Source organism: Streptomyces sp. NPDC039424 (assembly GCF_055639495.1).
The window spans coordinates 260,248-284,361 of record NZ_JBVKAI010000006.1 but is presented as its reverse complement, the minus strand read 5'-3'; the positions used below and the strand labels follow the sequence as shown (position 1 = coordinate 284,361).

Here is a 24,114-nt window from a genome sequence, read left to right as displayed (position 1 = left end):
GTCCTGCCTCTTTCCGGATCTCCGCGGCCCGGCTCAGCGAGGACGGTGTGTCCAGAGCGGCGCCTTGAACGTGCCTGACGACCTACCCGGCGACGACCATACGGCTCGTGTTGTTCAGGGGTGGGGGATGGAGGCTGTCCAAGCGGCTTCGGCTGCCTGTGCGGTGGGGTGGGTGGGGAAGACCTGTTCCAGTCCGACGAGGTGGAAGATCCGGCTGACACGGTCGGGTACGGCGGCCAGTGCGATGCCTGCCTGGGCGGCGAGGGTGTGGTTGCGGGCGGCGATCAGGACGGTGATGCCGCTGGAGTCGCAGAAGGTGATGCCGGCCAGGTCGATGACGAGTTGCTGACCCGCTCGGAGTGTCAGGCTGGGCAACAGTGCGCGTACTTCGGGGGCGCTGTCGTAGTCGAGCTCTCCGGTGAGTTCGATGACGGGCCCGGCGGAGGTGGCGCGGGTGCGGATGGTGAGCTGGTTCACTGCTGCTCTTCACTGGTGGGTCGGGGCACGTTGATGGCAAGGACGGCGGTGTCGTCTTCCACACCGGTGCCGAAGGTGTCGAGCAGGTCGATGATCGCGGTGATGGCGTCGGCGGCGGTGGTCGGTGCCAGGGCACGGGCGAAGTCGAGGAGGGCTTCGTCGCCGTAGCGGGTGCCGTCGGTGGCCTGTGCGGTCTGGGCGATGTGGGCTTCGGTGAGGCCGTCGGTGTGGAGCAGCAAGGTGTCTCCGGCATCGAGGCGGACGGTGGTGGTGGCGATGTGGGCGTCGGACAGTACACCGATCAGCTGGCCGCCGGGGGTGGGCAGGTAGTCGGCGCTGCCGTCGGCGCGCATCAGCAGAGCCGGGGGATGGCCGCCGCTGGCCAGGGTGATGCGGAAGCCGCCCTGATCGGTGTCGGGGGTGAGCAGTCCGAAGATGACGGTGCAGAACCGCGGGTCGTGACCGTTGTACTCGTGGTTGAGCACCGTGTTGAGGTTGCTCAGGACGGCGGCCGGGTCGGGATCGTAGACGGCGGCGGCGCGCAGCGTGTAGCGGGCCAGGGAGGTGACGGCCGCAGCGGCGGCTCCCTTGCCGCACACATCGCCCAGGAACAGTCCCCACGTTCCGGCGGCGAGCGGGAAGAGGTCGTAGAAGTCGCCGCCGACCATGTCGCTGGAAGCGATGTGATAGTGCGCGGCCACGTCCAGGCCGGGGACATTCGCCAGGGCCGGGGGCAGCAGAGTCTGCTGCAGGACGGTGTTGAGGCGTTTGAGTTCCTCGCGTTCACGTTCCGCTTCCTGCCGGGCGCGCAGCAGCTCGGTCTCGTACGCGCGGCGGTCGCGAGCGTCGAAGACGGTGGTGCGGATCAGCAGCGGCTGCCCGTCGCTGCCGTTCTTGACTTTGGAGGTCACCAGCACCGGCAGGCGGCTGCCGTCGGCCGCTTTGAGCTCCAGGGCGATCCCACTGATCTCGCCCTGCATGCCCAGCAGGGGGGCGAAGTGGGTCTCGTGGTAGAGGCGGCCGCCCACGGTGAGCAGGTCGGAGAACGCCTTGCGGCCCACCAGGTCGCCACGGTCGTAGCCGAGCCAGCCCAGCAGCGTCGAGTTGATCTTCGCGATCGTGCCGTCCAGCAGTGTGGAGAGGTAGCCGCACGGCGCGTGCTCGTACAGTTCCTCGACGCTGTCCTCCAGCAGAGCCGAGAACGCCGCCTGGCCGTCACGAGCCCGTTCTTCGGGGCCCGGCCTCTCGCCGCTCTCGTCGCCGCTGGTCTTGCACATCATCGCGCCACTCCAGCGAAGGCGGCGATGGCGGCGGCCGTTTCCTCCGGGGCGGCAAGCTGGGGACAGTGCCCGGTCGCGTTCAGCGTGACCAGCAGGCTTCCGGGAATCCGCGCGTGGACGAAGGCGCCGACCTCCGCAGGAGCGATCGCGTCTCTGGAACACTGGGCGACCAAAGTGGGCACGGTGACCTTGGCGAGGTCTTCGCGGTTGTCGGACAGGAACGTCACCCGGGCGAAGACGCGGGCGATGTCCGGGTCGGTGCGGCAGAAGCTGTTGGTCAGCTCCTCGCTCAGTTCCGGACGCTCGGGATTGCCCATGATCACCGGCGCCATGGCGCCCGACCAGCCCAGATAGTTCGCATCCAGCGAGTCAAGGAGCTCATCTATGTCCTCGGCGCTGAAGCCGCCCCGATAGCCGGCAGCCGGATCGTCGATGAAACACGGAGACGGGGCCAGCAGCACCAGTCCTGCGAACGCCTCCGGTTCCCACGCCGCCGCCAGCACGCCCATCATGGCGCTCACCGAGTGACCCACGAACGTCACCGGGCCGAGCGCCAGCTCCCGGCAGATCTCCAGCACATCCTCGGCATAGCCCTCCATCGAGGAATAGCGCTCCGCGCTCCACGCCGACAGATCGGAACGCCCGGCCCCCACATGGTCGAAGAGCACCACGGTGAAATCGCGCTCCAACAGCGGCACGACCAGCCGCCACATGTTCTGGTCACACCCGAACCCGTGCGCCAGCATCACCACCGGCCCCCCGGCCCGGCCGGTCACCATCACCTGGTTCCTGCTTCGCACGGCCATACGCCCCATCCTCGCAGACCGGTTTCGCTGCCGGTTCTGATGCCGGTGACTGCCGTCTGCCAGGTCCTGCGGTCCCGGCGGTGATCCCCTCAACCGCCGACGATCAGGGCGAGCCCGTAGGCGGCGACCGCCAGGCACGCGCCGAAACACAGCACCGCCGCCACGGTGGCGGCCGACCGGCTGGAGCCGCGGGCGCCTTCGCCGCCGTCGCCGCGGGGCCAGGCGGCGATGCCGAGGGAGAACAGCACGACCGTGAGCAGCGTGATCCCGAGGCTCACACCGAACACACCGCCGAGGGTGTCCCAGTGGATGTTCATCGTCCCGCCTCCTTTCGCCGCAGGACGCGACGGCCGCCCGGCCCTCACGCCCTGGTCCGCGCCGCGGGCTCGGGCAGTCGGTCGGGCAGTTCGTTGACGTTGTCCGGGGTCACGGGGCGGCGGCGGGACAGGGCCCAGAACCCGGCCGCCGAGGCGGCCGCGGCGGCGGCCACCAGGGCCACGCCCACGGTGCCACGACCGGCGAGCCAGGCCGCCGCGCCGCCGACGGCCGCCGCCGCGGGCAGCGTGAGCAGCCAGGACAGTGCGATGCGCCCAGCCACGCCCCACCGCACCTGGGCCATCCTGCGGCCCAGGCCCGCGCCCAGGATGCTGCCGGTGCACACCTGCGTGGTCGACAGGGGGAACCCCATGTGGGACGAGGCGAGAATCACGGCCGTCGCGCTGGTCTCGGCCGCGAAGCCCTGCGGCGCCTCGATGTCGGTGAGTCCCTTGCCCATGGTGCGGATGATCCGCCAGCCGCCGGTGTACGTACCGAGCGCGATCGCCAGCCCGGAGGTGGCCACCACCCACCAGGGCGGCCCGGCGTCGTGGGTGAGCACCCCGGCGGAGATGAGGGCCAGGGTGATGACACCCATCGTCTTCTGCGCGTCGTTGGTGCCATGGGCGAGCGCCACCAGCGACGCCGAACCGATCTGCCCCCTGCGGAATCCGCGCCGCGCCTGGCCGGGTGCCGCCCGCCGGGTGATGACGTACGCGAAGTAGGTCGCCAGCACGGCCACGGCGCAGGCGACGAGCGGTGAGAGGACGGCAGGGATCACGATCTTCTCGACGATCACCCCGAACTGCACCGCGGATCCGCCGGCGCCGACCCACACGGCGCCGATCAGCCCGCCGAACAGCGCGTGCGACGAACTCGACGGCAGCCCGGCGAGCCAGGTCAGCAGGTTCCACAGGAGGGCGCCGACGAGCCCGGCGAAGATCATCACCAGGGACACTCTGGCGTCGTCCACGATGCCGCCGGAGACGGTCCTGGCGACCGCCGTGGACAGGAACGCGCCCGCCAGGTTCAGCAGCCCCGCGACGGCGACGGCCACGCGCGGTCTCAGGGCCCCGGTGGCGATCGACGTCGCCATCGAGTTGGCCGTGTCGTGGAACCCGTTGGTGAAGTCGAAGGCCAAGGCCGTCGCAACGACCACGATGAGGAGGAACGAGACGGTACCCACTGGGAGACCTCTCAGAGCAGGGCCCCGCGCCCGCCGTGCCGTCGCCCGCCCGGACGCGTCCTGACTTCCACGCTAAGCGGCGCGTCCCGGGCCCGCGACCGGCGGGGCGGCGCCTCGAAATCCGCTCCGGCGGCCCGCTCCGGACCATGCCCCGCAGAAACGTCCGTACGACGGCCGAACGCCCCGGCGGGACCCCAAGTCCTCCTGGGTGGGTAGCGGTTCGGCCGGAGTGTGGCCGGATCCCTCCCATGCCGCGGATGGCCCGCCCGGAGCGGGTATCCATCCCCTCAAAACGAGGTGCGCGGGGGTTTGGGGGGCTGGACCTGGTGTCGCGTAGGCGGGGGCGGGCCGGAGCGGGTGGGTCTTGGCTCTCACGGCGTCGTCGTACGGTCCGGGAACTGCGGGCGCAAGGACGGTACGGACCCGAGCTGCGCGAGGTGCTGCCGGCTCTCGTCGCTCTCGTGACCCTCGTGTGCGCCGTGGTCGCCGCTTTGGCCGCGGTCTACCGGGTCCTGGGGATCGGAGGACTCGTGGTGGCCGTAGGTCTGGTCACCGTGATGGTCGCGGCCGGATGGCGCCGGCACCGCCCGCTCGCCCGTCGCCGTCTCGGCTACTACACCCCCGAGGAGATCGCGGAACTGGACACTCCCGGGCTGGTACTGGCCGTCTCCCGGATGCTGCGCCGGGACGGCTGGCGGGTGCTGCCCCTGCCGGCGGCGGACCGGCCCCGGCTGTGCGCCCGCGATGCCCGCGGACGCCGTCTCGAAGTGGCGTTCCGCCCGGTTGCCGAGCCCCTGCCGGACGAGGACACACCCGCTCCGGCCGGCGCGGGCGCCGCGGGACGGCCGAAGCCTGGCCCTCATTGGCGCCTGGTGGTGCATCGCGGCACCTTCAGCCGCCGTGACGCCCACTGGGCCCGACGCCAGGACGACATCCGGCTCATCGACGGCCCGCTCCTCGAACGCTGGGGAAGCGGGACGCCGCTGAGGGACCTGATCCCCGCAACGCGGCCCACGGGCTCGTCCTGAACGGCCGGGCTCTGGAGAACCGGTCGAGGGAGAAGCGGACGGTCGGGGACAGTGACGGCAGCGACCGCGGCGACCCGTCGACGGTCCGCCGACACGGGGCCTCGACCGCCATCTCCTCGACCAGGCCGTGCATCGACGGCATACCCACCGTCGCCGGTCGGCCCGAGCGCCCCCCTCGCTTGCGTACTCACCGCTTCAAGCATTTCGGTAGTCTCCACCCTTTCGACGAGGGGAGATTGGCGATGGTGGAAGCTGGGTCGGCGAGACCTCCGAGACCCTGGTCCAGAGGAATTCGGTGCGGCGTCCTCTTCGGGGGGCTGGCCTCCGTGGTCTCCATCGCCACGATCGGGAGGGTGTGGGCGGCGTGTGACGTCGGCGCCAACGCATCGGCCAACAGCATGACTTTGCTGTTTCTCGCCCCTCTCATATGGATCGCCGTAGCCGTCTCCTGGGCCGTCCTGTACGGCACCCTGGGAAGACGTCACCGAAGCGCGGCACTGACCGCAGGGCTCGTCTTCACCGTGTGCGTCTCGTGGTTCCTGGTGACGTGGCTCGGCATGGCGGACTCCTACCCCGCCCCTCGATGCCCGGGGAATGTCCCACCCTGGTGGCCGAGTTTCATCCCCGCATAACCGCACGGCACGCTGTGGGCGATCCCGCCCCAGGCAGGAAGTGGTCGGGCCCCCACGGGTCGGCGCTTGTCAGTGGGGCCTGCCAGGATGCGTTTATGGAACCGTCGAAGGTCGTTCAGGGATTTTGGGATCGCATGCAGGCCCGGGACTGGAAGGGGCTTGGTGAGTTGCTGGCCGAGGACTTGGTGGTGGAGTGGCCGGTCAGCGGCGAGCGGATCGAGGGCCGCGGAAACTTCGTGAAGGTCAACGCGGAGTATCCGGAGGGGTGGGCGATCAGGGTTCTGCGGCTCGTGGCCGACGGCGAGGTGGTGGTTTCCGAGGTGGAAGTCCCTCATGACACGTTGGGGGTCCACCGTGCGGTGTCGTTCTGGACGGTCCGGGGCGGGAAGATCGTTGATGGCCGGGAGTACTGGACGGAGCTGGGGTCGGACCCGTCGCCGGAGTGGCGGGCCGCGTATGTGCGGCGGATGTGACCGTGCGCCGGTCCCGTCGTGCGGTCTCGGCCGCACTGCCTGACCGGACCGCAGCGTAAGTCCGCGCCTGCCCTTGGGGATGCCGGGGACGCGCAGCCGACGTCAGTGGCCATGCGGGTCACTGAGGAGGTGTCTGATCAGCAGGCTGGCTTCGACTTCCTCTTCACCCAGTGCCGCGTAGATGTGCGGGCGGTCGGAGGACCAGGACGTGTGTTCTCCGGCTCGGACGGTGAGCGGTGAGTCGGCGGGGCCCACGCGTGCGGTGCCGGTGAACACGGTGAGGTACTCGACTGTCCGGGGCGCATGCGCGGGGGATGTCTGAACGGCGCCGGGTCTGATGTGTAAGCGGTAGAGCTCTGTGCTCACACCGGCGTCCTGGAAGACTTCGAGCAGCGTCGCGGACACTGCTGTCCCATGTACCTCGGGAACGGCTTGGGGGTCGGCGCCGGGCGGGGAGAGGAGAGCGGCCAGTGGCACACCGAGCTGGCCCGCGATCGCGTACAACGTCTCGGCGGTGGGGTTCTGGGTCCCCTTTTCGAGTCGTGAGAGAGTCGCCTTGCCGATCCCTGCCCGGCGGGCCAGCTCGGACAGACTCAGCCCCCGAGCGGCGCGCAGTTGGCGGAGGCGTACCCCGGTCCGTTCCGCGGCGTCGTCTGTCCACGATCTGTCCATGGCGTCGAGTATTCCTCCAAGGCCCTGTTCCGTAAACGGAACACGAGGCATAGTGTTCCATAAATGGAACGGAGCTTTCGATGCCTTTACCCGCCAGCAGCCAGCCCCTCGTCATCGGTCTCGTCAGCGCCATCGTCGGGTTCGCCAGCTCCTTCGTGCTTGTCCTCAGCGGCCTTCGGGCCGTCGGTGCGGACCAGCACCAAGCCGTCTCCGGACTGCTCCTGCTCTGCCTCGCCATGGGCGGGCTCGGCATCTGGCTGAGTCTGCGCTACCGGCAGCCCATCAGCATCGCCTGGTCCACACCCGGCGCGGCGCTCCTCGTCGGTGCGGGCCACCAGGCCGGGGGCTACCGGTATGCCGTCGGCGCCTTCCTGATCAGCGGTGTACTGGTCCTGCTCACCGGAGTGTGGGGGCGGCTCGGCCGCCTGATCGCAGCGATACCCGTGCCTTTGGCGACGTCCCTCCTCGCGGGCGTCCTGCTTCCGTTGTGCCTGGCCCCGGTACGTGCCGCTGCCCAACTCCCCGCGCTGGCCCTGCCCGTCATCGGGGTCTGGGCCCTGCTCACCCGCTACGCCAGACGCTGGGCCACACCAGGCGCGCTCCTCACCGCCGTGGCGGGCCTCCTCATACGGTCCTCCGGACCGTCGGGCGCAGCGGCCGATCTGCTACCCGCCCCGGTCCTCACGCCACCCGCCTTCGGCTGGGGTGCGGTCGTCGGGATCGCGGTGCCGCTCTACATCATCACGATGGCCTCCCAGAACATCCCCGGGCACGCAGTGCTCCGCCACTTCGGCTACCGACCGGAGATGCGCACCATCCTGGTCAGCACAGGGCTCACCACGACCGTCGGTTCCCTCGGCGGTGTCTTCATGGTCAACCTCGCCGCGATCACAGCCGCTCTCGTCGCGGGCCCCGACGCTCATCCGGACCGCGAGCGGCGCTGGTTGGCGGCCGTCACCACGGGAATCGTCTACATCGTGCTCGGCCTCGGCGCCGGTCTCGCCGCCGCATTCCTCACCGCCGCACCCCCACTCCTCCTGCAAGCCATCGCCGGCCTGGCACTCCTCCCGACCCTGGGCTCCGCCCTCGCCTCCGCCCTCACCCACACGGAGGGCCGCGAGGCAGCGGTCATCACCTTCGTGATCACCGCCTCGGGGATCACAGCGTTCGGCATCAGCGCACCGTTCTGGGCCGTCCTCGGCGGCCTCGCCGCCCACCGCCTGATCCCCGCGGCCCCTGCGGCACTCGCCCCGCCCCCGGCAACCGACCAGAGCGGTCCGACGCCGTCACCAGGGACGGCGGACACGGTCGGCCCCGCCCACCCACAGCCCCGGCCTCCGCGGCGAGAACCCTGACCCGACCTCCCCGCCCCCAGCCGTATCGACCCGGGCCCGAGCAGTCGCGTCGGGGCCATGCCGGGGCCGTTCGGAGGCATCGCGATAGCGTCCGCCGCAGTCGTCCCGCACGGTGGGTCTGGATGTGTACGCGCCGCCGCACCGTGCTGCGGCCGGGCCATGGGAGGACCGTGTGACCGCTTCGTCGCCCGCCAACGACGCGCCCCCCGCCCGCTACGACGACCTGCGTGCCCTCGTGCTCAACTGCACCCTCAAACGCTCCCCGGAGACGAGCAACACCCAGGGGCTGATCGACCGCAGCACCGCCATCATGGACGCGCAGGGAGTGCACGTCGATGTCGTACGGGCGGTGGACCACGACATCGCGACCGGTGTGTGGCCCGACATGAGGGAGCACGGCTGGGAGACGGACGCCTGGCCGGACCTCTACCAGCAGGTCATGGCGGCCGACATCCTCGTGCTGGCCGGCCCGATCTGGCTGGGCGACAACAGCTCCGTGATGAAGCAGGTGATCGAACGCCTCTACGCCTGCTCCAGCCTGCTCAACGAAGCCGGTCAGTACGCCTATTACGGCCGCGTCGGCGGCTGCCTGATCACCGGCAACGAGGATGGCGTCAAGCACTGCGCCATGAACGTCCTCTACAGCCTGCAGCACCTGGGCTACACCATCCCGCCCCAGGCGGACGCAGGATGGATCGGCGAGGCGGGCCCCGGCCCCTCCTACCTCGACCCCGGCTCGGGCGGCCCGGACAACGACTTCACCAACCGCAACACCACCTTCATGACCTGGAACCTGCTCCACCTGGCCCGGGCGCTGAAAGACCTGGGCGGCATCCCCGCCCACGGCAACCAGCGCACCGCCTGGGACGCCGGCTGCCGCCACGACTACGAGAACCCCGAACACCGGTAGGGGAACCAACCGCCGGGGCAGCCGCGGCCCGGCGCCGAGACCTGCCGCGCTGTCATACCCACGCAGCATTCAGCGCTCATCCCTGAGGAGGACAGGAGCGCGTCGGCTCGTGCATCGCCACCAACCGACAGTGCCAGCACCGGCACGATGCCTCGCCGCTCCCTGAACGCGCGCATCGTGTTCGTCGCCCACGAGAAACGGATCTCCAGGTCTGGGTTCGGGTAGATCACCAGCCTGGCGGGCAGCATGGTCTCCATCATGGCCCTGGGCAGCCCCGGTCACGAACCGCCGACGGCGGCTCCGGCGCGGAGACGCCCGCGGCCCGGGTGACCAGGGCCCGCAAGTGCTCGTGTTCGGCAGAGTCCAGCAGCAGCGCGCGGGCGAGCGCGTCGACGACGGAGGGGCTGGGGTTGGTCTCCCGGCCGCGCTCCAGACGGACGTAGTAGTCGACGCTCATGCCGGCGAGCGTGGCCAGTTCCTCCCGGCGAAGGCCGGGCGTGCGCCGCACTCCCGGCCCGGTCGGCAGCCCGGCCTCCTCGGGGGTGATTCCCCTCGCGGCGGGCGCGCAGGAAGGCACCCAGTTCCATGCCGCAGTTGCCGTTCGACTGCTCACGTGCCATGCGGCCAGTCTGACAGTACGGACGCGAGGGGGCCATGAACTGGGCGGAAGCACCGGTTGCGCTCGGGCAGCCTCCGTCGGCCATGGCGACGGAACCGGGCTAGGAGGAGCCCGTGTTCGCACCCCCGGCATCGTTCTGCGACCGCCAACCGTGGATCAGCAGGTCGAACACCGTCTCCACAGTCGCGCGTGGATCATGCCGGCCCTTGGCCAAGGTCGGGATCTCCAGGACGAACCGTGCGAGTGCCGAGCATGCGAGATCATCCGCTTCTCGGCCGAGTTCCTCCGCGATCACGGCGCTGAGGGTGCCCGCGTGCCGCATCCACATGCGCTCCGCGTACTCGCGGAGAGCCGGCGTCTGGTCCACCAGTGCGGTGAACCGCTCCAGACGTGGGTCCGACGCGATCGGCACCCAGGACTTCAGCGCGTGGGCGCGGAGCGCCTCGACCACGTCTTGGCCGGCGGGCCGTTCGCGGACGGCGGCGGCCAGTTCCGCGTCGACGACTTCTTCACGGTCGAAGACCAGTGCTTCCTTGCTCGGGAAGTGGGCGAAGAGGGTCGTCGTCGACACGTCGGCTCTTTCGGCGATGTCGCGGACGTTCACTCGATCGAAACCGTGCTCCAGGAAGAGCTCCAGGGCGGCGTCGGCGATGGCCTGCCTCGTCGCGGCCTTCTTGCGCTCGCGACGGCCTATGGGCGGGGAGTCGGGCATGCCGCCACTCTATCCCACAAGTGGAATGGAGCAGAAACTGTAACGGTTGCACTTATGGACTCGTTTCTGTTTTGGTGGTCTCCGCAGGGGTTGCCGCCCCGTGGGGGCGCGGCACCGGGCATCGCCGCGCCGTGGCGGCACCGGGCACCCCACCGACGAAAGGAATCCACCGTGGACTCTCCGACGCCCGTGAACGCGCGGATCAGCATCATCGGCGCCGGCCCGGGAGGCCTCACGTGCGCACGCATCCTGCAGCGGCACGGCATCGCGGTGACGGTGTACGACCGCGATCCGGACGCGAGCTCCCGCAACCAGGGAGGCTCACTCGACCTGCACGAGGAAGACGGCCAGCTCGCACTCCGTGAAGCGGGATTGCTGGAGGAGTTCTTCGCGCTCGCCAGGCTCGAGAGCCAGGAGATGCGCCGCATGGACTCCGCGGGGCGCGTCCTCGCCCACCATCTGCCGGAGGAGGGTGAAACGGCAAGCCCCGAGATCGACCGCGGACAGCTTCGCGATCTTCTGCTGCGCTCACTCGCGGCGGGGACGGTTCAGTGGGGACGCACTCTCGAATCGGTGAGCGGACCGGCCGACGGGCCGCGCACGCTGACGTTCACCGACGGGACGGCCGTCGAGGCGGATCTCGTGATCGGTGCGGACGGCGCCTCCTCCCGCGTCCGCGCCGCCGTGTCGCCCGCGACACCGCGCTACACCGGCGTCAGCTTCCTCGAGGCATGGTTCGACGACATGGAGACCGCACACCCCGAGCTTTCCCAACTGGTCGGCAAGGGCAGCACCCACGTCGCCGACGGCCGGCGCGGCCTGTTCGCACAGCGCAACAGCGGCGACCACATGCGTGTCTACGTCATGCGGCGCGTCCCCGTGGACTGGCTCACGGCGAACGGACTCCGTCCCGAGGACACCGAGGGCATCCGCGCGCACCTGCTGAGCGAGTACGCGGCCTGGTCACCACAGATACTCCGGATGATCACCGACAACGACGGAGCCTACGTCGACCGTCCGCTCTTCGCCCTGCCGGTGCCGCACACATGGGAGCACTCGCCCAGCGTGACACTTCTGGGAGACGCCGCCCACCTCATGCCACCGCTCGGCGTCGGCGTCAACCTCGCCATGCTCGACGCCAGCGAACTCGCCCTCGCACTCGTCCACTCCTCCACCGTCGACGACGCCGTGCTCAGCTACGAGAAGTCGATGCTCCCGCGCTCGGCCGAGATGGCCCGCATGCTCGACGGCGGTGCCGAGTCCCTTCTGTCCGTGCCCGACGCCGCCGAACCCGCGCAGTCCGGCCAATCGCGCGGCGCATGACGAACAGCTCCCAGCGGTCCCGCGGACTACCGGCCTGAACCCACATGGGTCTGCCCCGGTGCGATCGTCACGACCCGATCGGTCAGGACTACGCGGATCGGTGATTCCTCCGAGTCGGGGACGCCGATCCGCAGTTCTCCGTTCCGCAACCGCACACCTACGCCCCAATGACCGCGGTAGCGCAGTGAGAATCCGTACTCGGACAGCTCCGGAAGCGGCGCCGGGTCCAGCCACAGGGCATCCTCGCGCGTCTCGAGGCCGGTCAGGCCGCGCTGCACCAGGTCCAGCGTCCCGGCCATGGCACCGAGGTGGATGCCCTCGCCGGTCGTGCCGCCCTGGAGATCGGCGACATCCTGTTCCAGGGCTTCCTGGCAGTAGGTCCAGGCCTCGGACCTGCTGACCCGGGCGAGAACCCAGGCGTGGACGAGACTGCTGAGCGTGGAGCCGTGGCTGGTGCGTCGCAGGTAGTAGTCCACGGTCCGGCGCCAGAGCTCGTCGTCCAGCTCGTATCCGAGACGGAGGAACACCTCCCTGAGCTCACCGGGGGAGAAGAGATAGCCGAGCATCAGGACGTCGGCCTGCTTGGAGGCCTGGAACCGGTTGACGGTGTCGCCCTCAGCCTCGAGGATGCGGTCCAGCCGCCGGATGCTGTCGTAGCGGGCGCGGTAGGCGTCCCAGTCCAGTTCGGCGAGGTCGCCGTAGCCGTTGAACTGGCTGATGACGCCCTGGTGGAACGGTACGAGCAACCGGCGGGAGATGTCGTCCCACTTCGGCAGGTCACCGCCGTCCAGCCCGATACGTTCGAACAGCTCCTGGCGACGCCATACGGGGAGGCGCCGTACGACGTCCAGAGCGCGGCCGAGGACCCAGGCGGCGGTGACGTTGGTGTAGGCGTTGTCGTCGACGCCCGGCCGTTCGGCGTCCGGATACCCGTCGTGGTACTCGTCGGGGCCGACCACACCTCGGATACGGTAGCGGCCCAGCTCGGGGGCGAACCGCGCGGTGTCCGCCCAGAAGCGGGCGATCTGCAGCAGCATCTCGGCGCCCTTGGTGTGCAGGTACTCCGTGTCGCCGGTCGCTTCGCAGTACTGCCACACGTTGTACGCCACCGCGGACCCCACGTGGTGCTGAAGCCGTGAGTTGTCCGGCAGCCAGCGACCCGAACGGGGGTTGAGATGCAGCTGCTGGGTTTCCTCACGCCCGTCGCTGCCGCTCTGCCACGGATACATGGCCCCCGACCTGCCCGCCGCGCCGGCCGCGCGGCACGCCTGCGGCAGGCGCCGGTGGCGGTAGTCCAGCAGCGCCCGCGAGACTTCCGGAAAGTGCAGGTTCAGATATGGCAGCACGAAGAGCTCGTCCCAGAAGACGTGCCCCCGATACGCCTCACCGTGCAGCCCGCGGGCCGGGACCCCGACGTCCAGTTCGGCGGTGTGCGGCGACAGCGTCTGCAGCACATGGAACAGGTGCAGGCGCAGCACTCGGCCCGCTTCCCCGGGCACCTGGACGTCCGCACACCGCCACAGCCGCGCCCATGCCGCGGCGTGGGATTCCAGGAGTTCCGGAAAGCAGGGTGCCGCGCTCACCCTGTCGAGCGCCGCCCCGAGCGGGTCACTGATCGCCGGGTCACGCGAGGTGTGCAGGGCCGCGGTCTTCTCCACGACGGCGGGCCGCCCCGGAGCGATCGGTATCACCAGCCGGTGCACCGCACGGCGCCCGGACGGACGGAGTTCCGACGAGGTGGCCGACCGCCCGACGACGACCGTGCGCGCCACCATGGCGATGCCGATGTCGGACGTGCTGGTGCGGCACCGCAGCCAGGTGGTGCCTGCCCCGGCCACTCCGGTCCTGACTTCGGCCAGGTGCTGACGGTTGAGGCAACGGTAGCGGTGCACGTTGCCGTTGGTCACCTCACCGTCGAGGACGGACTCGACCTCTATCTCCCCCGACCACTCCTCGGCGGTGAAGACGGTCCGTAGCGCGGCCAGGTGAGGATCCGCCATGTGCACCAGCCGGTGCTGCTCCACGCGCAGCACACCCCTCTTTTCGTCCTGGATGCGGAACGTGCGCGTCAGAGTGGCGCGGCGCAGGTCCAGCGTGTGCCGGTGGTCGAACGGCCGCCGTCTGTCGGGAGAGAACCAGGGACCCGCCCGTCCGTCGGCCGAGCGGAGGCGGAACCGGAGGAGCAGCCAGTTCGGCAGATTGACCAGGTCCTCGTTCACCACCCGGTGTCCCGCTACGGTCGACTCCAGACGGTTGTAGATCCCGGCCGCGTAGGTGGCCGGGTAGTGGACGAGGCTCGCTCTGCTCTCGGGCACCGCGCCCCGGGTGGCGAAGTAGCCGTTGCCGAGCGTGCACAGTGATTCCCGCAGCCGCTCGGCAGCGGGGTCGTAGCCCTCGTACTCCCAGGTCCACTCCGACATCCGCCGTCCTCACCGTCAGCCGTGGCGATCTGCTGAAGGTCGGACACCTCGCTCGTCCCGGCCGCCGTGCGCCTGGCGCGCGCCCTCGCTCACTCCGCGGCCGAAGTGATGCCGCGTCCCGTGATGCGAGTGGGCTGGATCGCGACCCACATCTCGCGTTCGCCCCCGGCCCATGGCTTGGTGTGGGCGCGGTCGGCGTACTTCCGCACCGTCTCGGGCTCGGTGACCACCCGCGCCGTTCCGATGACGAGCACGCTCCAGCCCTGGCTCATGACCTCGTCCACATGGTCGACCTCGAAGGCGACCTCCGATCCCACGGCGGCTGCCGGGACCGAGTCCGGTGCGGTCCGGAAGACGATCGCGTTGTCGATGACGTCGTAGTTCACCGGCACCACCGCCGGGCCGTCCGGCGTCGACACCGCGACGCGCCCCACGCCGTGCGCGGAGAGCCGGGCGCGGCACTCGTCGGTGCCGAGGTCCCGCAGCCGGGGGTGCCGGAGCGCCTCGCCCTGGCCGGGTGGCAGATCGACGCCGCCCCCGCGAAGGGCTGTGACGCTGGTGCCCAGAGCGTCGGCCAGCTGGATGAGAGTAGCCGTCGTCGGGTCGGCCGGCTGCTCTTCGAGGTATGCCAGGTACTCCGGCGCCATTCCGGCGCGGCGGGCTGCCTCGGCCCGCGACAGACCCCGGCGGGTGCGCTCGGCGGCGACACGTCGGCCGATGTCCCCGGGATTGCGCGTCCTGCCCGTCGAGGTCCCGCCGGCCGTGTCCGGCCGGGAGGGACTCGGGCTCGCGGGTCCGTGCTCGACATGCCGGATGTGCGCGTCGGGACCGGGGAAGACGAGGGTCACCTCATCCGTGTCCGACCAGCGGACGTCGTACGGAGGCGAACCGTCGGCGTGATGGAGTCCGACGATTTCACCGTCGCGCCTGGTGGCACCGGTGGCAGGGCTTTCGACAACGAGTAGATCGCCCAGTTGAGCTCGCATGATCGCCCCCGTTTCCTCAGAATGCTGCTGTAGTCACCGTGACACGCGCGGGATGCCTCCGCATCGCGTGACGCCCTTGACCGGTGACCATCATCGGCTTTCTCCACCTGGACGAGAGGCGAACATGCATCACCGCACAGTCGCAGAGCCCATGCCCCGAGACGTCGTGACCCTGGTGCGTGCGGCCAGGAGCGGCCCCGCCGCGGTCGTCGTGCCCTGTCGCCGTCGTCCCTCATGACCGAGTCGGGTACCGCCCCGGGGATTCCGCCGTACCCGCGCGCGGAGGTGCGCGAGACCCATACCGCGGTGGTGTTCTTCGCGGGGAACCGCGTCTACAAGCTGAAGAAGCCGGTCGACCTGGGGTTCCTCGACTACACGACCGTGACGGCGCGGCGCACCGCGTGTGAGCGGGAAATCACCCTCAACCGCCGTTTCGCTCCCGACGTCTACCTCGGCGTGGGCGAATTCCGCAGCCCGGACACGGACGTACCCGAACCGGTCGTGGTGATGCGCCGCATGCCCATCGACCGCCGCCTCTCCCAGCTGGTGCGGGAAGGCGTGGCCGTCGACGATGCTCTCCGGGCCGTCGCCCGGCTGCTCGCCGCGCATCACGCGCGCGCATCCCGGAGCCCGGACGTGGTGGAGCAGGGCACCCGCGACGCGCTGTCGTCGCGCTGGGAAGCGAGCTTCGCCCAGGTACGCGCGCTGTCCGAAGACGGTGGCGCCCCCGACGGCGTGGCGGAGATCGAGCGTCTGGTGCGCCGCTATCTGGCCGGCCGCGAGTCGCTGTTCGACATGCGCATCGAGCAGGGGCGGGTGGTCGACGGTCACGGGGACCTGCTCGCCGAGGACATCTTCTGCCTCGACGACGGCCCGCGCGTCCTGGACTGCCTGGAGTTCGACGACCACCTTCGTTACGTCGACGGCCTCGACGACGCCGCCTTCCTGGCCATGGACCTGGAACAGCTCGGCGCCCCGGAGTCAGCGGTGTTCTTCCTCGCCGCATACAGCGAGTACTCCGGGGATCCGGCACCGCCGTCCCTGCGTCACCACTACGTCGCCTACCGCGCGTTCGTCCGTGCCAAGGTCTCCATGATCCAGGCTCGGCAGAGCACACCCGGAGCAGCGGCGGCGGCCCGCCGGCTGATCACCACGACCTCGCGTCACCTGCGCGCTTCCGCTGTCGGCCTGACGCTCGTCGGCGGTCTTCCGGGCAGCGGCAAGTCGACGCTTTCCGGCGCTCTCGCCGATCGGCTGGGCGTCACATTGCTCAGCAGCGACCGTGTCCGCAAGGAGCTGGCGGGCATCCCGGCCGAGCAGTCGGCGGCCGCGGCCTACGGCGAGGGCCTGTACTCACCCGAATGGACCGGCAAGACATACGCCGCCCTGCTTGACCGCGCGTCAGCCCTGCTGTCCCGGGGTGAGTCCGTCGTCCTGGACGCCACCTGGCACGACGCGGGACAGCGCGAAGCCGCCCTGCGCATGGCCGAACGCACCCACGCCGACCTGGTGGCCCTGCACTGCCAGGTACCGGGCGGGACGATGGCCGCCCGTCTCGCCACCCGCGCCCCCGGGGCGTCCGACGCCGACCGCGACGTGGCCACGGCCATGGCGGCGACGGAGCCACCGTGGCCGGAAGCCGTCAGGGTCGACACCAGCGGCTCCCTGGAGGCAGCGGTCGTCCAGGCACTGGCAGCGATTCGCCCGCGCGCCGTCAGCCAGGCCCCGGTCTTTCGCCGCCCCTACATGGAGCCGGACTAGATGTTCCGGCCGGGGAGGTCGTAGACGGTCGGATCGGGTCCGTCATGCCGCTGGACGCTCTTCTCTGGCGCTCCGGCGATGCCTCGCGCAGCGTGGAGAGGAGAGGTGCACCGGCCGGGCGAGCGCAGGCACCGCAGGAGAGGTGGGACGCATGGACAGGGATGTCTCCACGCCGAGGATCGTGGTCGGGATCGACGGCTCGGCGTCCTCGTACGCGGCCCTGCGCTGGGCCGTGCGCTACGCCGGTCTCGTGGGCGGCACCGTGGACGCGGTGGCCGCATGGGAGCTTCCGGGCCTGTACGGCTGGTCGGGGCCCGCCGTGGACGTGGACGTCGACAAGGACGAAACCCAGCAGCGGATGCGGCAGGAGCTGACCGACGTGCTCGGCGCGGACGCGGCCGGTTCGGTCCGGACCCGCCTGGCGCACGGAAATCCCGCCGACATCCTGCTGCGTGCCGCCGAGGGCGCTGAGGCCCTGGTCGTGGGCAGCAGGGGCAGGGGCGGATTCGCGCGTGCCCTGCTCGGCTCCGTCAGCCAGCACGTGTCGCAGCACGCGAGCTGCCCGGTCGTGATCGTACGGTCCGAGCCGTCGTGACCCCGGACCGGCATGGTGGCGCCTCCGGCCGGATCACTGCGCCCCGCGAGGCGGACAGATCGACGCCGCCCCCGCGAAATGGTCGTGGCACAGCGCCGGATCATCGCCCGCGGCCCCGGTGCCACGGGCGTGTACGGCGGCCAGGCAGGCCTCGTACTCCAGACGGAGCCGCTCGACGACCCGAGGATCGCCGGCCGAGCACGTCTCGTCCGTGAGGTGCGGCATCGCTTTGAACGCCTCTTCCGCCACCCGGCCCCGGCTACGGGAGGTTCGACGATCAGGGCGTGAGGAGGGCCTTGACGGCACGGCGCTCGTCCATCGCCCGGTACCCCTCGGCGACCTGCTCCAGGGGGAGGGTGAGGTCGAAGACCCTGCCCGGGTTGATCCGGCCGGAGAGGACCCGGTCGATCAGGTCGGGGAGGTAGCGGCGGACGGGGGCCGGGCCGCCGCGCAGGCCGACGTGGGAGAAGAACAGCTCCTGGCCGTCGATCGACACCTCGTGCGGGACGCCGACGAAGCCGACGTTGCCGCCGGGCCGGGCCGAGTGCAGCGCCTGCCGCATGGCCTCGGCGGTCCCGACGCACTCCAGCACGGCATCGGCGCCGATGCCGCCGGTGAGGTCCTTGACGCGGGCGATGCCTTCTTCGCCGCGTTCGCTGATGATGTCGGTGGCGCCGAATTCACGGGCGAGGTTCTGGCGGGCTTCGTGACGGCTCATCGCGATGATCCGCTCGGCGCCGAGCTCCTTGGCGGCGATGACGCCGCACAGGCCGACCGCGCCGTCGCCGACGACGACGGCGGTGGATCCGGGCTTGACCTCGGCGGCGAGGGCGGCGTACCAGCCGGTGCCCATCACGTCGGAAACGGCGAGCAGGCTGGGCACGAAGTCGCCGTCCGGGTGCTCGTCGGTGGCGACGAGGGTGCCGTGGGCGTTGGGAATGCGGACGTAGTCTGCCTGGCAGGTGCTCATGAACTCGCGGTGCAGGCAGTTGGACTGCCAGCCGTTACGGCAGTTCGGACAGGTGTTGTCCGAGGTGGCGAAGGAGCCGACCACGAACTGGCCCGGCTTGACCGAGGTGACCTCGCTGCCGACCTCCTCGACGATGCCGACGTATTCGTGACCCATCGGGTGCGGATCGCCGATGGGCTCCAGGCCGCGGTAGGGCCACAGGTCCGAGCCGCACACACAGGTGGCGACCGTGCGGATGACGGCGTCGGTCGGCTGGACGATCTTCGGGTCGTCGAGGTTCTCGAAGCGCACGTCGCCGGGGGCGTAGATGACTGCTCCGCGCATGAGGGTGCTTCTTTCCGTGCGAGGGTCCGTGTACCGCAGCCTGGGTCAGGAACAGCTGCTCACAATCGAGCCTTGCATGCGAGAGCGGGCGCGAAAAGCGGAGAAATACATCCTGGGAACAGAACATCCTGGGAAGGAATTCTCCCCCCCTTTCCCGGGTGCGAGCGGTGTCATGCTGGGAAGCATGACCAGCAACGTCCCCCTCAACGAACTGGGAGAATTCCTTAAGAAGCGCCGCTCGGAGCTGAGCCCGCGCACGGTCGGACTGCCCGACACCGGCCGGCCCCGCCGGGTCGCCGGACTGCGCCGCGAGGAGGTCGCCCAGCTCGCCAGCATCAGCACCGACTACTACACCCGGCTCGAACAAGGCCGCATGCAGGCATCCGCTCCCGTGCTGGACACGCTCGCCCGGGTGCTCCACCTGGACGACGACGAGCGCGGCTACCTCTTCCAGCTCGCCGGCAAGACCACCACGCGCCGCCGCCGCGGCCGGCAGAAGGTCCAACCGCAGCTGCAGCGAGTCCTGGACGACCTCACCGCCACCCCGGCCGTCGTGCAGGGCCGACGCGGGGACATCCTGGCCTGGAACGCGCTGGCCGCCGCGCTGGTCACCGATTTCTCCCGCATCCCGGAAAAGCACCGCAACTATCCCCGGATCCAGTTCACCGACCCGGCCATGCGCACCCTGTACGCCGACTGGGAGACCTCCGCACAGATCTCCGTGGCCCAGCTGCGGATGGAAGCGGCGAAATACCCCGAGGACCCCCGCCTCATCGAGCTGGTCGGCGAACTGTCCATGCGGGACAAGCAGTTCGCCCGGTGGTGGGGCGATCACCGCGTCGCCGCCCGCACCGTCGGGACGAAGACCCTCAACCACCCGGTCGTGGGCGAACTCGTCCTGGACTGGGACACCCTCACCGCCAGCACGGACCCCGACCAGCACCTGACCGTGTGGACGGCCCTGCCCGGCTCCGCCACCCACGAGCGGCTGCGCATCCTGTCGTCCTGGGCCGCCGACCAGGACCTGACGGCCTCACCCTCCGCCGGCTGACGGCGATCGCCGGGGCCATGATGATCGGACGCTTGGCGATCAGCCGTGTCCATCGCAGTGAGACCATCGGGTCTCTCCCAGGTTTCCCCTCCCAAGTCGGGGCAACGACCCGGCTGCAACATGCCGGAGCAGTTCGCGACGTTCAAGAACGCGCAGCCGGGCTCGGCCCTCTACGAGCGGGGCGTACGCCCCCAGCCGGAGGGCACCTTCGAGGACGACGCCGGCAACGACCGCTTGCCGACCGTGTCGTGGATCATGCCGACGAGGGCCTCCCGATAGGCGGCGGCTTCCGCGTCCCGGCCAGTACGCCCGCCCCCGCCCGCCCCGTCTGCCCGACGACACGGCGGAGCAGCTCGAGAAGGCGAAGGAAGAGGTGGCAACGCTGCCGAAGCCGACGCCGCCGGGCGCGGACCAGACGTTCCCGCACCAGGAGAAGGGCCGCCGCCCGCACGTGTGAGGAGACGGCGCCCTTCCAGACCCTCGCAGGCACCCGCACAAAGAGGCCCCCTGCCCCACCCAGTTCACGCCGGGTGGGACAGGGGCCTCCCTGCGTTCAAGGCCTGTCTGCCGCGCCGGCCAGGGCCCGCTTGATCTCTGCCGCGGGGAACGGAGTGCGCTTGCTCTGTGTGAGCAGTCGATGATGGAAGTCGTCCAGGACGACGGCGTGCGGGGCGTGGCGGTCGATGATCGCGCTGATGCCGGGCGAGATCCGGTCGGGTCGGTGGCCGTCGACCCATGCTCGCAGGAGGGTGCCGGGTTCGGTACCACCGCGCACATCGTCGGGCAGGTGATGGCGAAGCAGGTGCGTCGGTGCGTAGGAGCGGTCGTACACAAGGTGATCGGTCAGGAAGGCGTCCTCCTCCGCCGAGAGTTCGAAGTCGCGGCTCAGGGCGAGCCCGAAGTCCGCGAAATAGACCTGCCGGCCGTCGGTGAGCAGGTTGGCGAAGTGCGCGTCGAAGTGGACCAGTCCGCGCGCGCTCATGAACCGTGTCCCCCGCAGCAACTCATCCTCGACCCAGCGATAGGCCGACTCGCCTCCTGACTCCGGACCAGCCGTAGCACGGTTGTCGCCGAGCCACGCGGCGAGCGTCCGGGGCAGGTGCTCCAGGAAGAGAACCAGGCTGTGGGAGGACCCTCCTACGGCCTCCAGCCGACGGCGCACGGCCGGTGCCCCCTCCCAATGCGCGACGGCCCCTTCAACGCCCCCGAACGCGTCCACGAAACCGGCCGGGGGAGTGTCGGGCAGAACCCGCCAGTGATAGAGCAGCGGGAACCCCGCGTACTCGTTCTTCAGTACCCAGCCTGTGGTCATGATGTGCGCGGCCAGCTCACGCCAGGCACCGAAGCCCGCCGATCCCACCCCGTACTGGTAGAAGAGGGGAAGCTCGAAAAGATTGGCCGTCGACCGTACGTGCTCCGGCCGCAACTCGATGTCCGTCAGCGGAACCCGTTTGACGAAGACCGGTATCCCGTCGACTTCCATCTCCGCCGACCTGCCGCCGATGCCGGAACCAAGACTCGGAGCGGCGGCCACCGCCTTGTGGAGCTGACGGTCACTGAACAGGGACAGCCGTGTGCCCGCGGCCGCGTACGCGGAGACTCGCACGGCATGTCCTGACTCGGTCATATCCATCGGCGGCTCCCACCTGGCATCTGGATCCGGCTTCCGTTGATCATGCCAGGAGGTGTCCCCCCTCGATCTCCCCCTCGATCTGCCCAGTCTGTTCCGCATAGGACAATCGCCTGGTGACGCGCCCCTTGAATCGTGACCGCTCCCTCGAGGAACTCGAACGCGACCGCTGGCCGGCTCCGCCGGCCGACGCGAGCCGTCTCGTTACCACCGCGCACGCCCTGCGGCGTCGACCGGTCGGCGAGCTGACCGTCGAGGACCTTCGCTTGTTGATCGGGCAGGACGTGGGGCTGCCCCATCTCCTGCCCCTGGCCCTGGAGGTACTGCGGGACGACCCGATGGCAGAGGGAGACATGTACGAGGGCGATCTGCTGTCCGCGGTCCTCACCAGGAGCCCAGCAGTCTGGGCCGAGGCTTCTGGGCTCTGCCGAGAGCTTCGCGCGATCGTCTCGCGGTTGACCGACCTGCCGCCTGATCTGCGACACAAGGTCGAGGGGTTCCTGGCTGCCTAGTGCTCTGACCGCATAGGTTCACTGGGGTGGGGAGCCGATCGAACTAGGCTTCCAGCATGTCCGGTCCGACGTTGGTGATCGAGTTGGCGGAGCCGCTCTCTCCGGCTGCTCTGCGGGAGTTCCGCGCGTTGATGGTGGAGCTCTCCTCCCACTTCGACGAGAAGCGGCCCGGGTTCTTCGACGTCAACGTGCCCGCAGAGCGACTGGGCGTCGAGGACAGGCGAGACGGGGACTGGCGAAAGCCGTTCCCGCTTCCACTCCTCGGCAACACCTCCGCGGACGAGGAGCTCACGGCCCTGGTGGGATTCAATCCGCAACGCGAGGACTGGCGTCGGCCCTTCCTGGTCTACTTGATGGGGCCGGGTGTCGGCGACGAGAGCGTCTTCGAGGCTGAGCACGCGGACGAGCCCGAGGTGGAGGCCATCCTCGGCTTCAGGCCGACCCATGCCGTCAATGTCAGCGCCGGCTGCAATCGCGAGATCGACCACGTGGCCACCGCCCTGCTGACCGCCGCTGTCATGGACGTCATCGGGGGCGTGGCCAAAGCCGAGCTGCTGGACGGACAGGAGTCGGTCGTCGCCGGCCTTCCGGGGGTGTTGGGGATCGCGGACGACGACTGGATGGCGCTGGGAACGGCGGAGTTCCTGCGGGCCTGGGTGGGGCACCCCGCCTTCCGGCTGGTCAAGTAGCCCAGATGATCGATCGAGCTTCGCGAGCGTGCACATGGGCCACCGAGGGAGCAAGACCCCGCGCGGAACCTTGACGCAACCGGCCGGGTGGGCATGGCCATTGGCAGTGCCGTGCGGTGAAGGTGGGCGATGGCCGGGGACCGGTGGCCGATCGTGCCGTCGGTGTCATACCGCTGTGCCCCCCGTACTTTCGCGGACGACGAGGTCGGTACCGGCGAAGGTGCGCGCGGGAGGTTGGTAGCCGCTTTCCAACTGGCCGCGCAGGAGCGCGAACGCGTCGCGGCCCAGTCCCTGGAAGTCCATGCGGACCGTGCTCAGGGCCGGCGTGAGGAAGCCCGCGTGCGGGGCGTCGTCGAAACCGATGACGCTGACGTCTTCGGGCACGGACCGCCCGGCGTGATGCAGGGCGCGCAGCACGCCCAGCGCCAGGTCGTCGTTGCCGCACAGGATCGCCGTGACGCCCGGGTCGCCGGCGAGTTGTCGTCCCTCGTCGTAGCCGGCCTGCGCGTCCCAGCCCTTGCCGCCGTGGGGGTCGGGCGGGGTGATGCCGGCCTCCTCCAGGGCCGTGCGCCAGCCCTGGGCGCGCGGCCCTTCGGAGCGCCGGGTGCCCACCGACGTCGGGATCGCGACGTAGTGAACGCTCTCGTGGCCGAGCTGGAGCAGGTACGCGGTGGCGGCGCGGGCCGCCTCACGGTCGTCGGCCCACACGGCCGGGCGGGGAGGTCTCCGGCCGTGTAGGGGCGCTTCGACGACCGCGGCACACGGCACGTCCGCCGGGACCCGGCGCAGAGCCGACGCGCCGAGCCGGTCGAAGCCGATGACCATCAGGCCACCGCTGTCGGCCGCGGCCGAGGAGATCGTGCGGCCCAGGTCGTCCTCGGGCGTCAGCACCTTCACCCCGAGTGCGTAGCCCGCGGCACGAGCCGCTTCCTCCAGGCCCTGCAGGGTGGCCGCATAGCCGTAGAGGGTCGTGTTCGACGTCAGTACGGTGACGGACCTGGTCACGCCGCTGGCCAGTGCCAACGCGGTGGCGTTGCGACGGAAGCCCAGTGTTTCGATGGCTTCCTCGACCCGCTTGCGCGTCTCCTCGCGGACGTTCGGGTGGTCGTTGATGACCCTCGAAACGGTCTGGTAGGAGACGCCCGCCGCCTGAGCGACGTCACGAATGCTGGCGGCCTTCCGGGGTTCCTGTCCGTGCCCCGGGCGGCTGCCGCCTGTGTGACCGGTCACATCCATGTGAGGATTGTGACCGGTCACATCACCACCGTCAAGAGGTGGAAACCGGAGACGGGCTGTTCGATGTGCTGTCCATGGCCCGGCTCGCCCGCGCCGGCATATTCACGCAGATGGCAGGCGTGGGTGCAGGATGAGGGGGTAGGCGGTGCGTC

Annotated in this window: 23 protein-coding genes and 2 pseudogenes; 11 read left to right on the top strand and 14 right to left on the bottom strand. The window is 70.2% G+C overall.

The window, feature by feature from the left end:
* Window positions 1–114: 114 nt before the first annotated feature.
* The 5 genes from ACZ7L0_RS18290 to ACZ7L0_RS18270 all read right to left on the bottom strand — a co-directional run bounded on the left by ACZ7L0_RS18290 (window position 115) and on the right by ACZ7L0_RS18270 (window position 4,064).
* Complete coding sequence (locus tag ACZ7L0_RS18290; RefSeq protein WP_471243469.1) at window positions 115–477, bottom strand: STAS domain-containing protein; 363 nt, start codon at window positions 475–477, stop codon at window positions 115–117.
* Window positions 474–1,754: a SpoIIE family protein phosphatase gene (locus ACZ7L0_RS18285; protein WP_471243612.1), complete on the bottom strand. Its 1,281-nt coding sequence runs from the start codon at window positions 1,752–1,754 to the stop codon at window positions 474–476. Before ACZ7L0_RS18285 ends, ACZ7L0_RS18290 begins: the two co-directional genes overlap by 4 nt.
* The gene (locus ACZ7L0_RS18280) at window positions 1,754–2,563 is read right to left on the bottom strand and encodes an alpha/beta fold hydrolase (RefSeq protein ID WP_471243468.1); all 810 of its coding nucleotides are present in this window, start codon (window positions 2,561–2,563) and stop codon (window positions 1,754–1,756) included. The genes ACZ7L0_RS18285 and ACZ7L0_RS18280 overlap by 1 nt, the downstream gene beginning before the upstream one ends.
* A gap of 89 nt (window positions 2,564–2,652) precedes the next feature.
* Window positions 2,653–2,880, bottom strand: a complete 228-nt coding sequence (locus tag ACZ7L0_RS18275) for a hypothetical protein (RefSeq protein WP_471243467.1) — start codon at window positions 2,878–2,880, stop codon at window positions 2,653–2,655.
* A 44-nt stretch (window positions 2,881–2,924) separates the two neighbouring features.
* Entirely contained in the window at window positions 2,925–4,064 is a 1,140-nt protein-coding gene (locus tag ACZ7L0_RS18270) for an inorganic phosphate transporter (protein ID WP_471243466.1), read from the bottom strand.
* 461 nt (window positions 4,065–4,525) lie between these two features.
* Here ACZ7L0_RS18270 and ACZ7L0_RS18265 point away from each other — a divergent pair, with 461 nt between their 5' ends.
* Together ACZ7L0_RS18265 and ACZ7L0_RS18260 are read left to right on the top strand one after the other, a co-directional pair.
* On the top strand, window positions 4,526–5,092 hold the full coding sequence (locus tag ACZ7L0_RS18265; protein ID WP_471243465.1) for a hypothetical protein: 567 nt from the start codon (window positions 4,526–4,528) through the stop codon (window positions 5,090–5,092).
* Between the two features lie 727 nt (window positions 5,093–5,819).
* Entirely contained in the window at window positions 5,820–6,197 is a 378-nt protein-coding gene (locus ACZ7L0_RS18260; protein ID WP_471243464.1) for a nuclear transport factor 2 family protein, read from the top strand.
* Window positions 6,198–6,299: 102 nt separating this feature from the next.
* On the opposite strand, the gene ACZ7L0_RS18255 is transcribed toward ACZ7L0_RS18260, so the two are convergent.
* Complete coding sequence (locus ACZ7L0_RS18255; protein ID WP_471243463.1) at window positions 6,300–6,920, bottom strand: helix-turn-helix domain-containing protein; 621 nt, start codon at window positions 6,918–6,920, stop codon at window positions 6,300–6,302.
* A gap of 29 nt (window positions 6,921–6,949) precedes the next feature.
* Between ACZ7L0_RS18255 and ACZ7L0_RS18250 the strand changes: the two genes are divergently transcribed.
* The gene (locus ACZ7L0_RS18250) at window positions 6,950–8,224 is read left to right on the top strand and encodes a benzoate/H(+) symporter BenE family transporter (protein ID WP_471243462.1); all 1,275 of its coding nucleotides are present in this window, start codon (window positions 6,950–6,952) and stop codon (window positions 8,222–8,224) included.
* Window positions 8,225–8,396: 172 nt separating this feature from the next.
* Window positions 8,397–9,134 (top strand): flavodoxin family protein, encoded by a 738-nt coding sequence (locus ACZ7L0_RS18245; RefSeq protein ID WP_471243461.1) that lies wholly within the window; start codon window positions 8,397–8,399, stop codon window positions 9,132–9,134.
* 286 nt (window positions 9,135–9,420) lie between these two features.
* On the opposite strand, the pseudogene ACZ7L0_RS18240 reads toward ACZ7L0_RS18245, so the two are convergent.
* Together ACZ7L0_RS18240 and ACZ7L0_RS18235 are read right to left on the bottom strand one after the other, a co-directional pair.
* Window positions 9,421–9,754: pseudogene (locus tag ACZ7L0_RS18240) on the bottom strand (helix-turn-helix domain-containing protein); the annotation flags it as partial.
* Window positions 9,755–9,853: 99 nt separating this feature from the next.
* The gene (locus ACZ7L0_RS18235; RefSeq protein ID WP_471243460.1) at window positions 9,854–10,465 is read right to left on the bottom strand and encodes a TetR/AcrR family transcriptional regulator; all 612 of its coding nucleotides are present in this window, start codon (window positions 10,463–10,465) and stop codon (window positions 9,854–9,856) included.
* A gap of 171 nt (window positions 10,466–10,636) precedes the next feature.
* On the opposite strand from ACZ7L0_RS18235, the gene ACZ7L0_RS18230 reads away from it, so the two are divergent.
* Window positions 10,637–11,788 carry an FAD-dependent oxidoreductase gene (locus ACZ7L0_RS18230; RefSeq protein ID WP_471243459.1) on the top strand — a complete coding sequence of 384 codons (1,152 nt, stop codon included), beginning with the start codon at window positions 10,637–10,639 and terminating at the stop codon, window positions 11,786–11,788.
* A 26-nt stretch (window positions 11,789–11,814) separates the two neighbouring features.
* Here the strand turns inward: ACZ7L0_RS18230 and ACZ7L0_RS18225 are convergent, their stop codons facing one another.
* Both ACZ7L0_RS18225 and ACZ7L0_RS18220 read right to left on the bottom strand, forming a co-directional pair.
* A complete protein-coding gene (locus tag ACZ7L0_RS18225; protein ID WP_471243458.1) occupies window positions 11,815–14,208 on the bottom strand; it encodes a glycoside hydrolase family 65 protein in 2,394 nt (797 codons plus the stop codon).
* Window positions 14,209–14,297: 89 nt separating this feature from the next.
* Entirely contained in the window at window positions 14,298–15,194 is an 897-nt protein-coding gene (locus ACZ7L0_RS18220; protein ID WP_471243457.1) for a pyridoxamine 5'-phosphate oxidase family protein, read from the bottom strand.
* A gap of 234 nt (window positions 15,195–15,428) precedes the next feature.
* Here ACZ7L0_RS18220 and ACZ7L0_RS18215 point away from each other — a divergent pair, with 234 nt between their 5' ends.
* Entirely contained in the window at window positions 15,429–16,955 is a 1,527-nt protein-coding gene (locus tag ACZ7L0_RS18215) for a bifunctional aminoglycoside phosphotransferase/ATP-binding protein (RefSeq protein ID WP_471243456.1), read from the top strand.
* 151 nt (window positions 16,956–17,106) lie between these two features.
* Window positions 17,107–17,550: a universal stress protein gene (locus tag ACZ7L0_RS18210; RefSeq protein WP_471243455.1), complete on the top strand. Its 444-nt coding sequence runs from the start codon at window positions 17,107–17,109 to the stop codon at window positions 17,548–17,550.
* Window positions 17,551–17,583: 33 nt separating this feature from the next.
* On the opposite strand, the gene ACZ7L0_RS18205 is transcribed toward ACZ7L0_RS18210, so the two are convergent.
* Together ACZ7L0_RS18205 and ACZ7L0_RS18200 are read right to left on the bottom strand one after the other, a co-directional pair.
* Window positions 17,584–17,775, bottom strand: a complete 192-nt coding sequence (locus ACZ7L0_RS18205; RefSeq protein WP_471243454.1) for a hypothetical protein — start codon at window positions 17,773–17,775, stop codon at window positions 17,584–17,586.
* A gap of 52 nt (window positions 17,776–17,827) precedes the next feature.
* On the bottom strand, window positions 17,828–18,844 hold the full coding sequence (locus tag ACZ7L0_RS18200) for a zinc-dependent alcohol dehydrogenase family protein (protein ID WP_471243453.1): 1,017 nt from the start codon (window positions 18,842–18,844) through the stop codon (window positions 17,828–17,830).
* A gap of 172 nt (window positions 18,845–19,016) precedes the next feature.
* Here ACZ7L0_RS18200 and ACZ7L0_RS18195 point away from each other — a divergent pair, with 172 nt between their 5' ends.
* Together ACZ7L0_RS18195 and ACZ7L0_RS18190 are read left to right on the top strand one after the other, a co-directional pair.
* Window positions 19,017–19,895: a helix-turn-helix domain-containing protein gene (locus tag ACZ7L0_RS18195; protein ID WP_471243452.1), complete on the top strand. Its 879-nt coding sequence runs from the start codon at window positions 19,017–19,019 to the stop codon at window positions 19,893–19,895.
* Window positions 19,896–20,006: 111 nt separating this feature from the next.
* Window positions 20,007–20,352: pseudogene (locus ACZ7L0_RS18190) on the top strand (hypothetical protein); the annotation flags it as partial.
* A 96-nt stretch (window positions 20,353–20,448) separates the two neighbouring features.
* Here ACZ7L0_RS18190 and ACZ7L0_RS18185 read toward each other — a convergent pair.
* The gene (locus ACZ7L0_RS18185; RefSeq protein ID WP_471243451.1) at window positions 20,449–21,528 is read right to left on the bottom strand and encodes a protein kinase family protein; all 1,080 of its coding nucleotides are present in this window, start codon (window positions 21,526–21,528) and stop codon (window positions 20,449–20,451) included.
* A 113-nt stretch (window positions 21,529–21,641) separates the two neighbouring features.
* On the opposite strand from ACZ7L0_RS18185, the gene ACZ7L0_RS18180 reads away from it, so the two are divergent.
* Both ACZ7L0_RS18180 and ACZ7L0_RS18175 read left to right on the top strand, forming a co-directional pair.
* Entirely contained in the window at window positions 21,642–22,037 is a 396-nt protein-coding gene (locus tag ACZ7L0_RS18180; protein ID WP_471243450.1) for a contact-dependent growth inhibition system immunity protein, read from the top strand.
* 56 nt (window positions 22,038–22,093) lie between these two features.
* The gene (locus tag ACZ7L0_RS18175; RefSeq protein WP_471243449.1) at window positions 22,094–22,726 is read left to right on the top strand and encodes a DUF6368 family protein; all 633 of its coding nucleotides are present in this window, start codon (window positions 22,094–22,096) and stop codon (window positions 22,724–22,726) included.
* Window positions 22,727–22,891: 165 nt separating this feature from the next.
* On the opposite strand, the gene ACZ7L0_RS18170 is transcribed toward ACZ7L0_RS18175, so the two are convergent.
* Window positions 22,892–23,962 (bottom strand): LacI family DNA-binding transcriptional regulator, encoded by a 1,071-nt coding sequence (locus tag ACZ7L0_RS18170; RefSeq protein ID WP_471243448.1) that lies wholly within the window; start codon window positions 23,960–23,962, stop codon window positions 22,892–22,894.
* Window positions 23,963–24,114 lie beyond the last annotated feature (152 nt).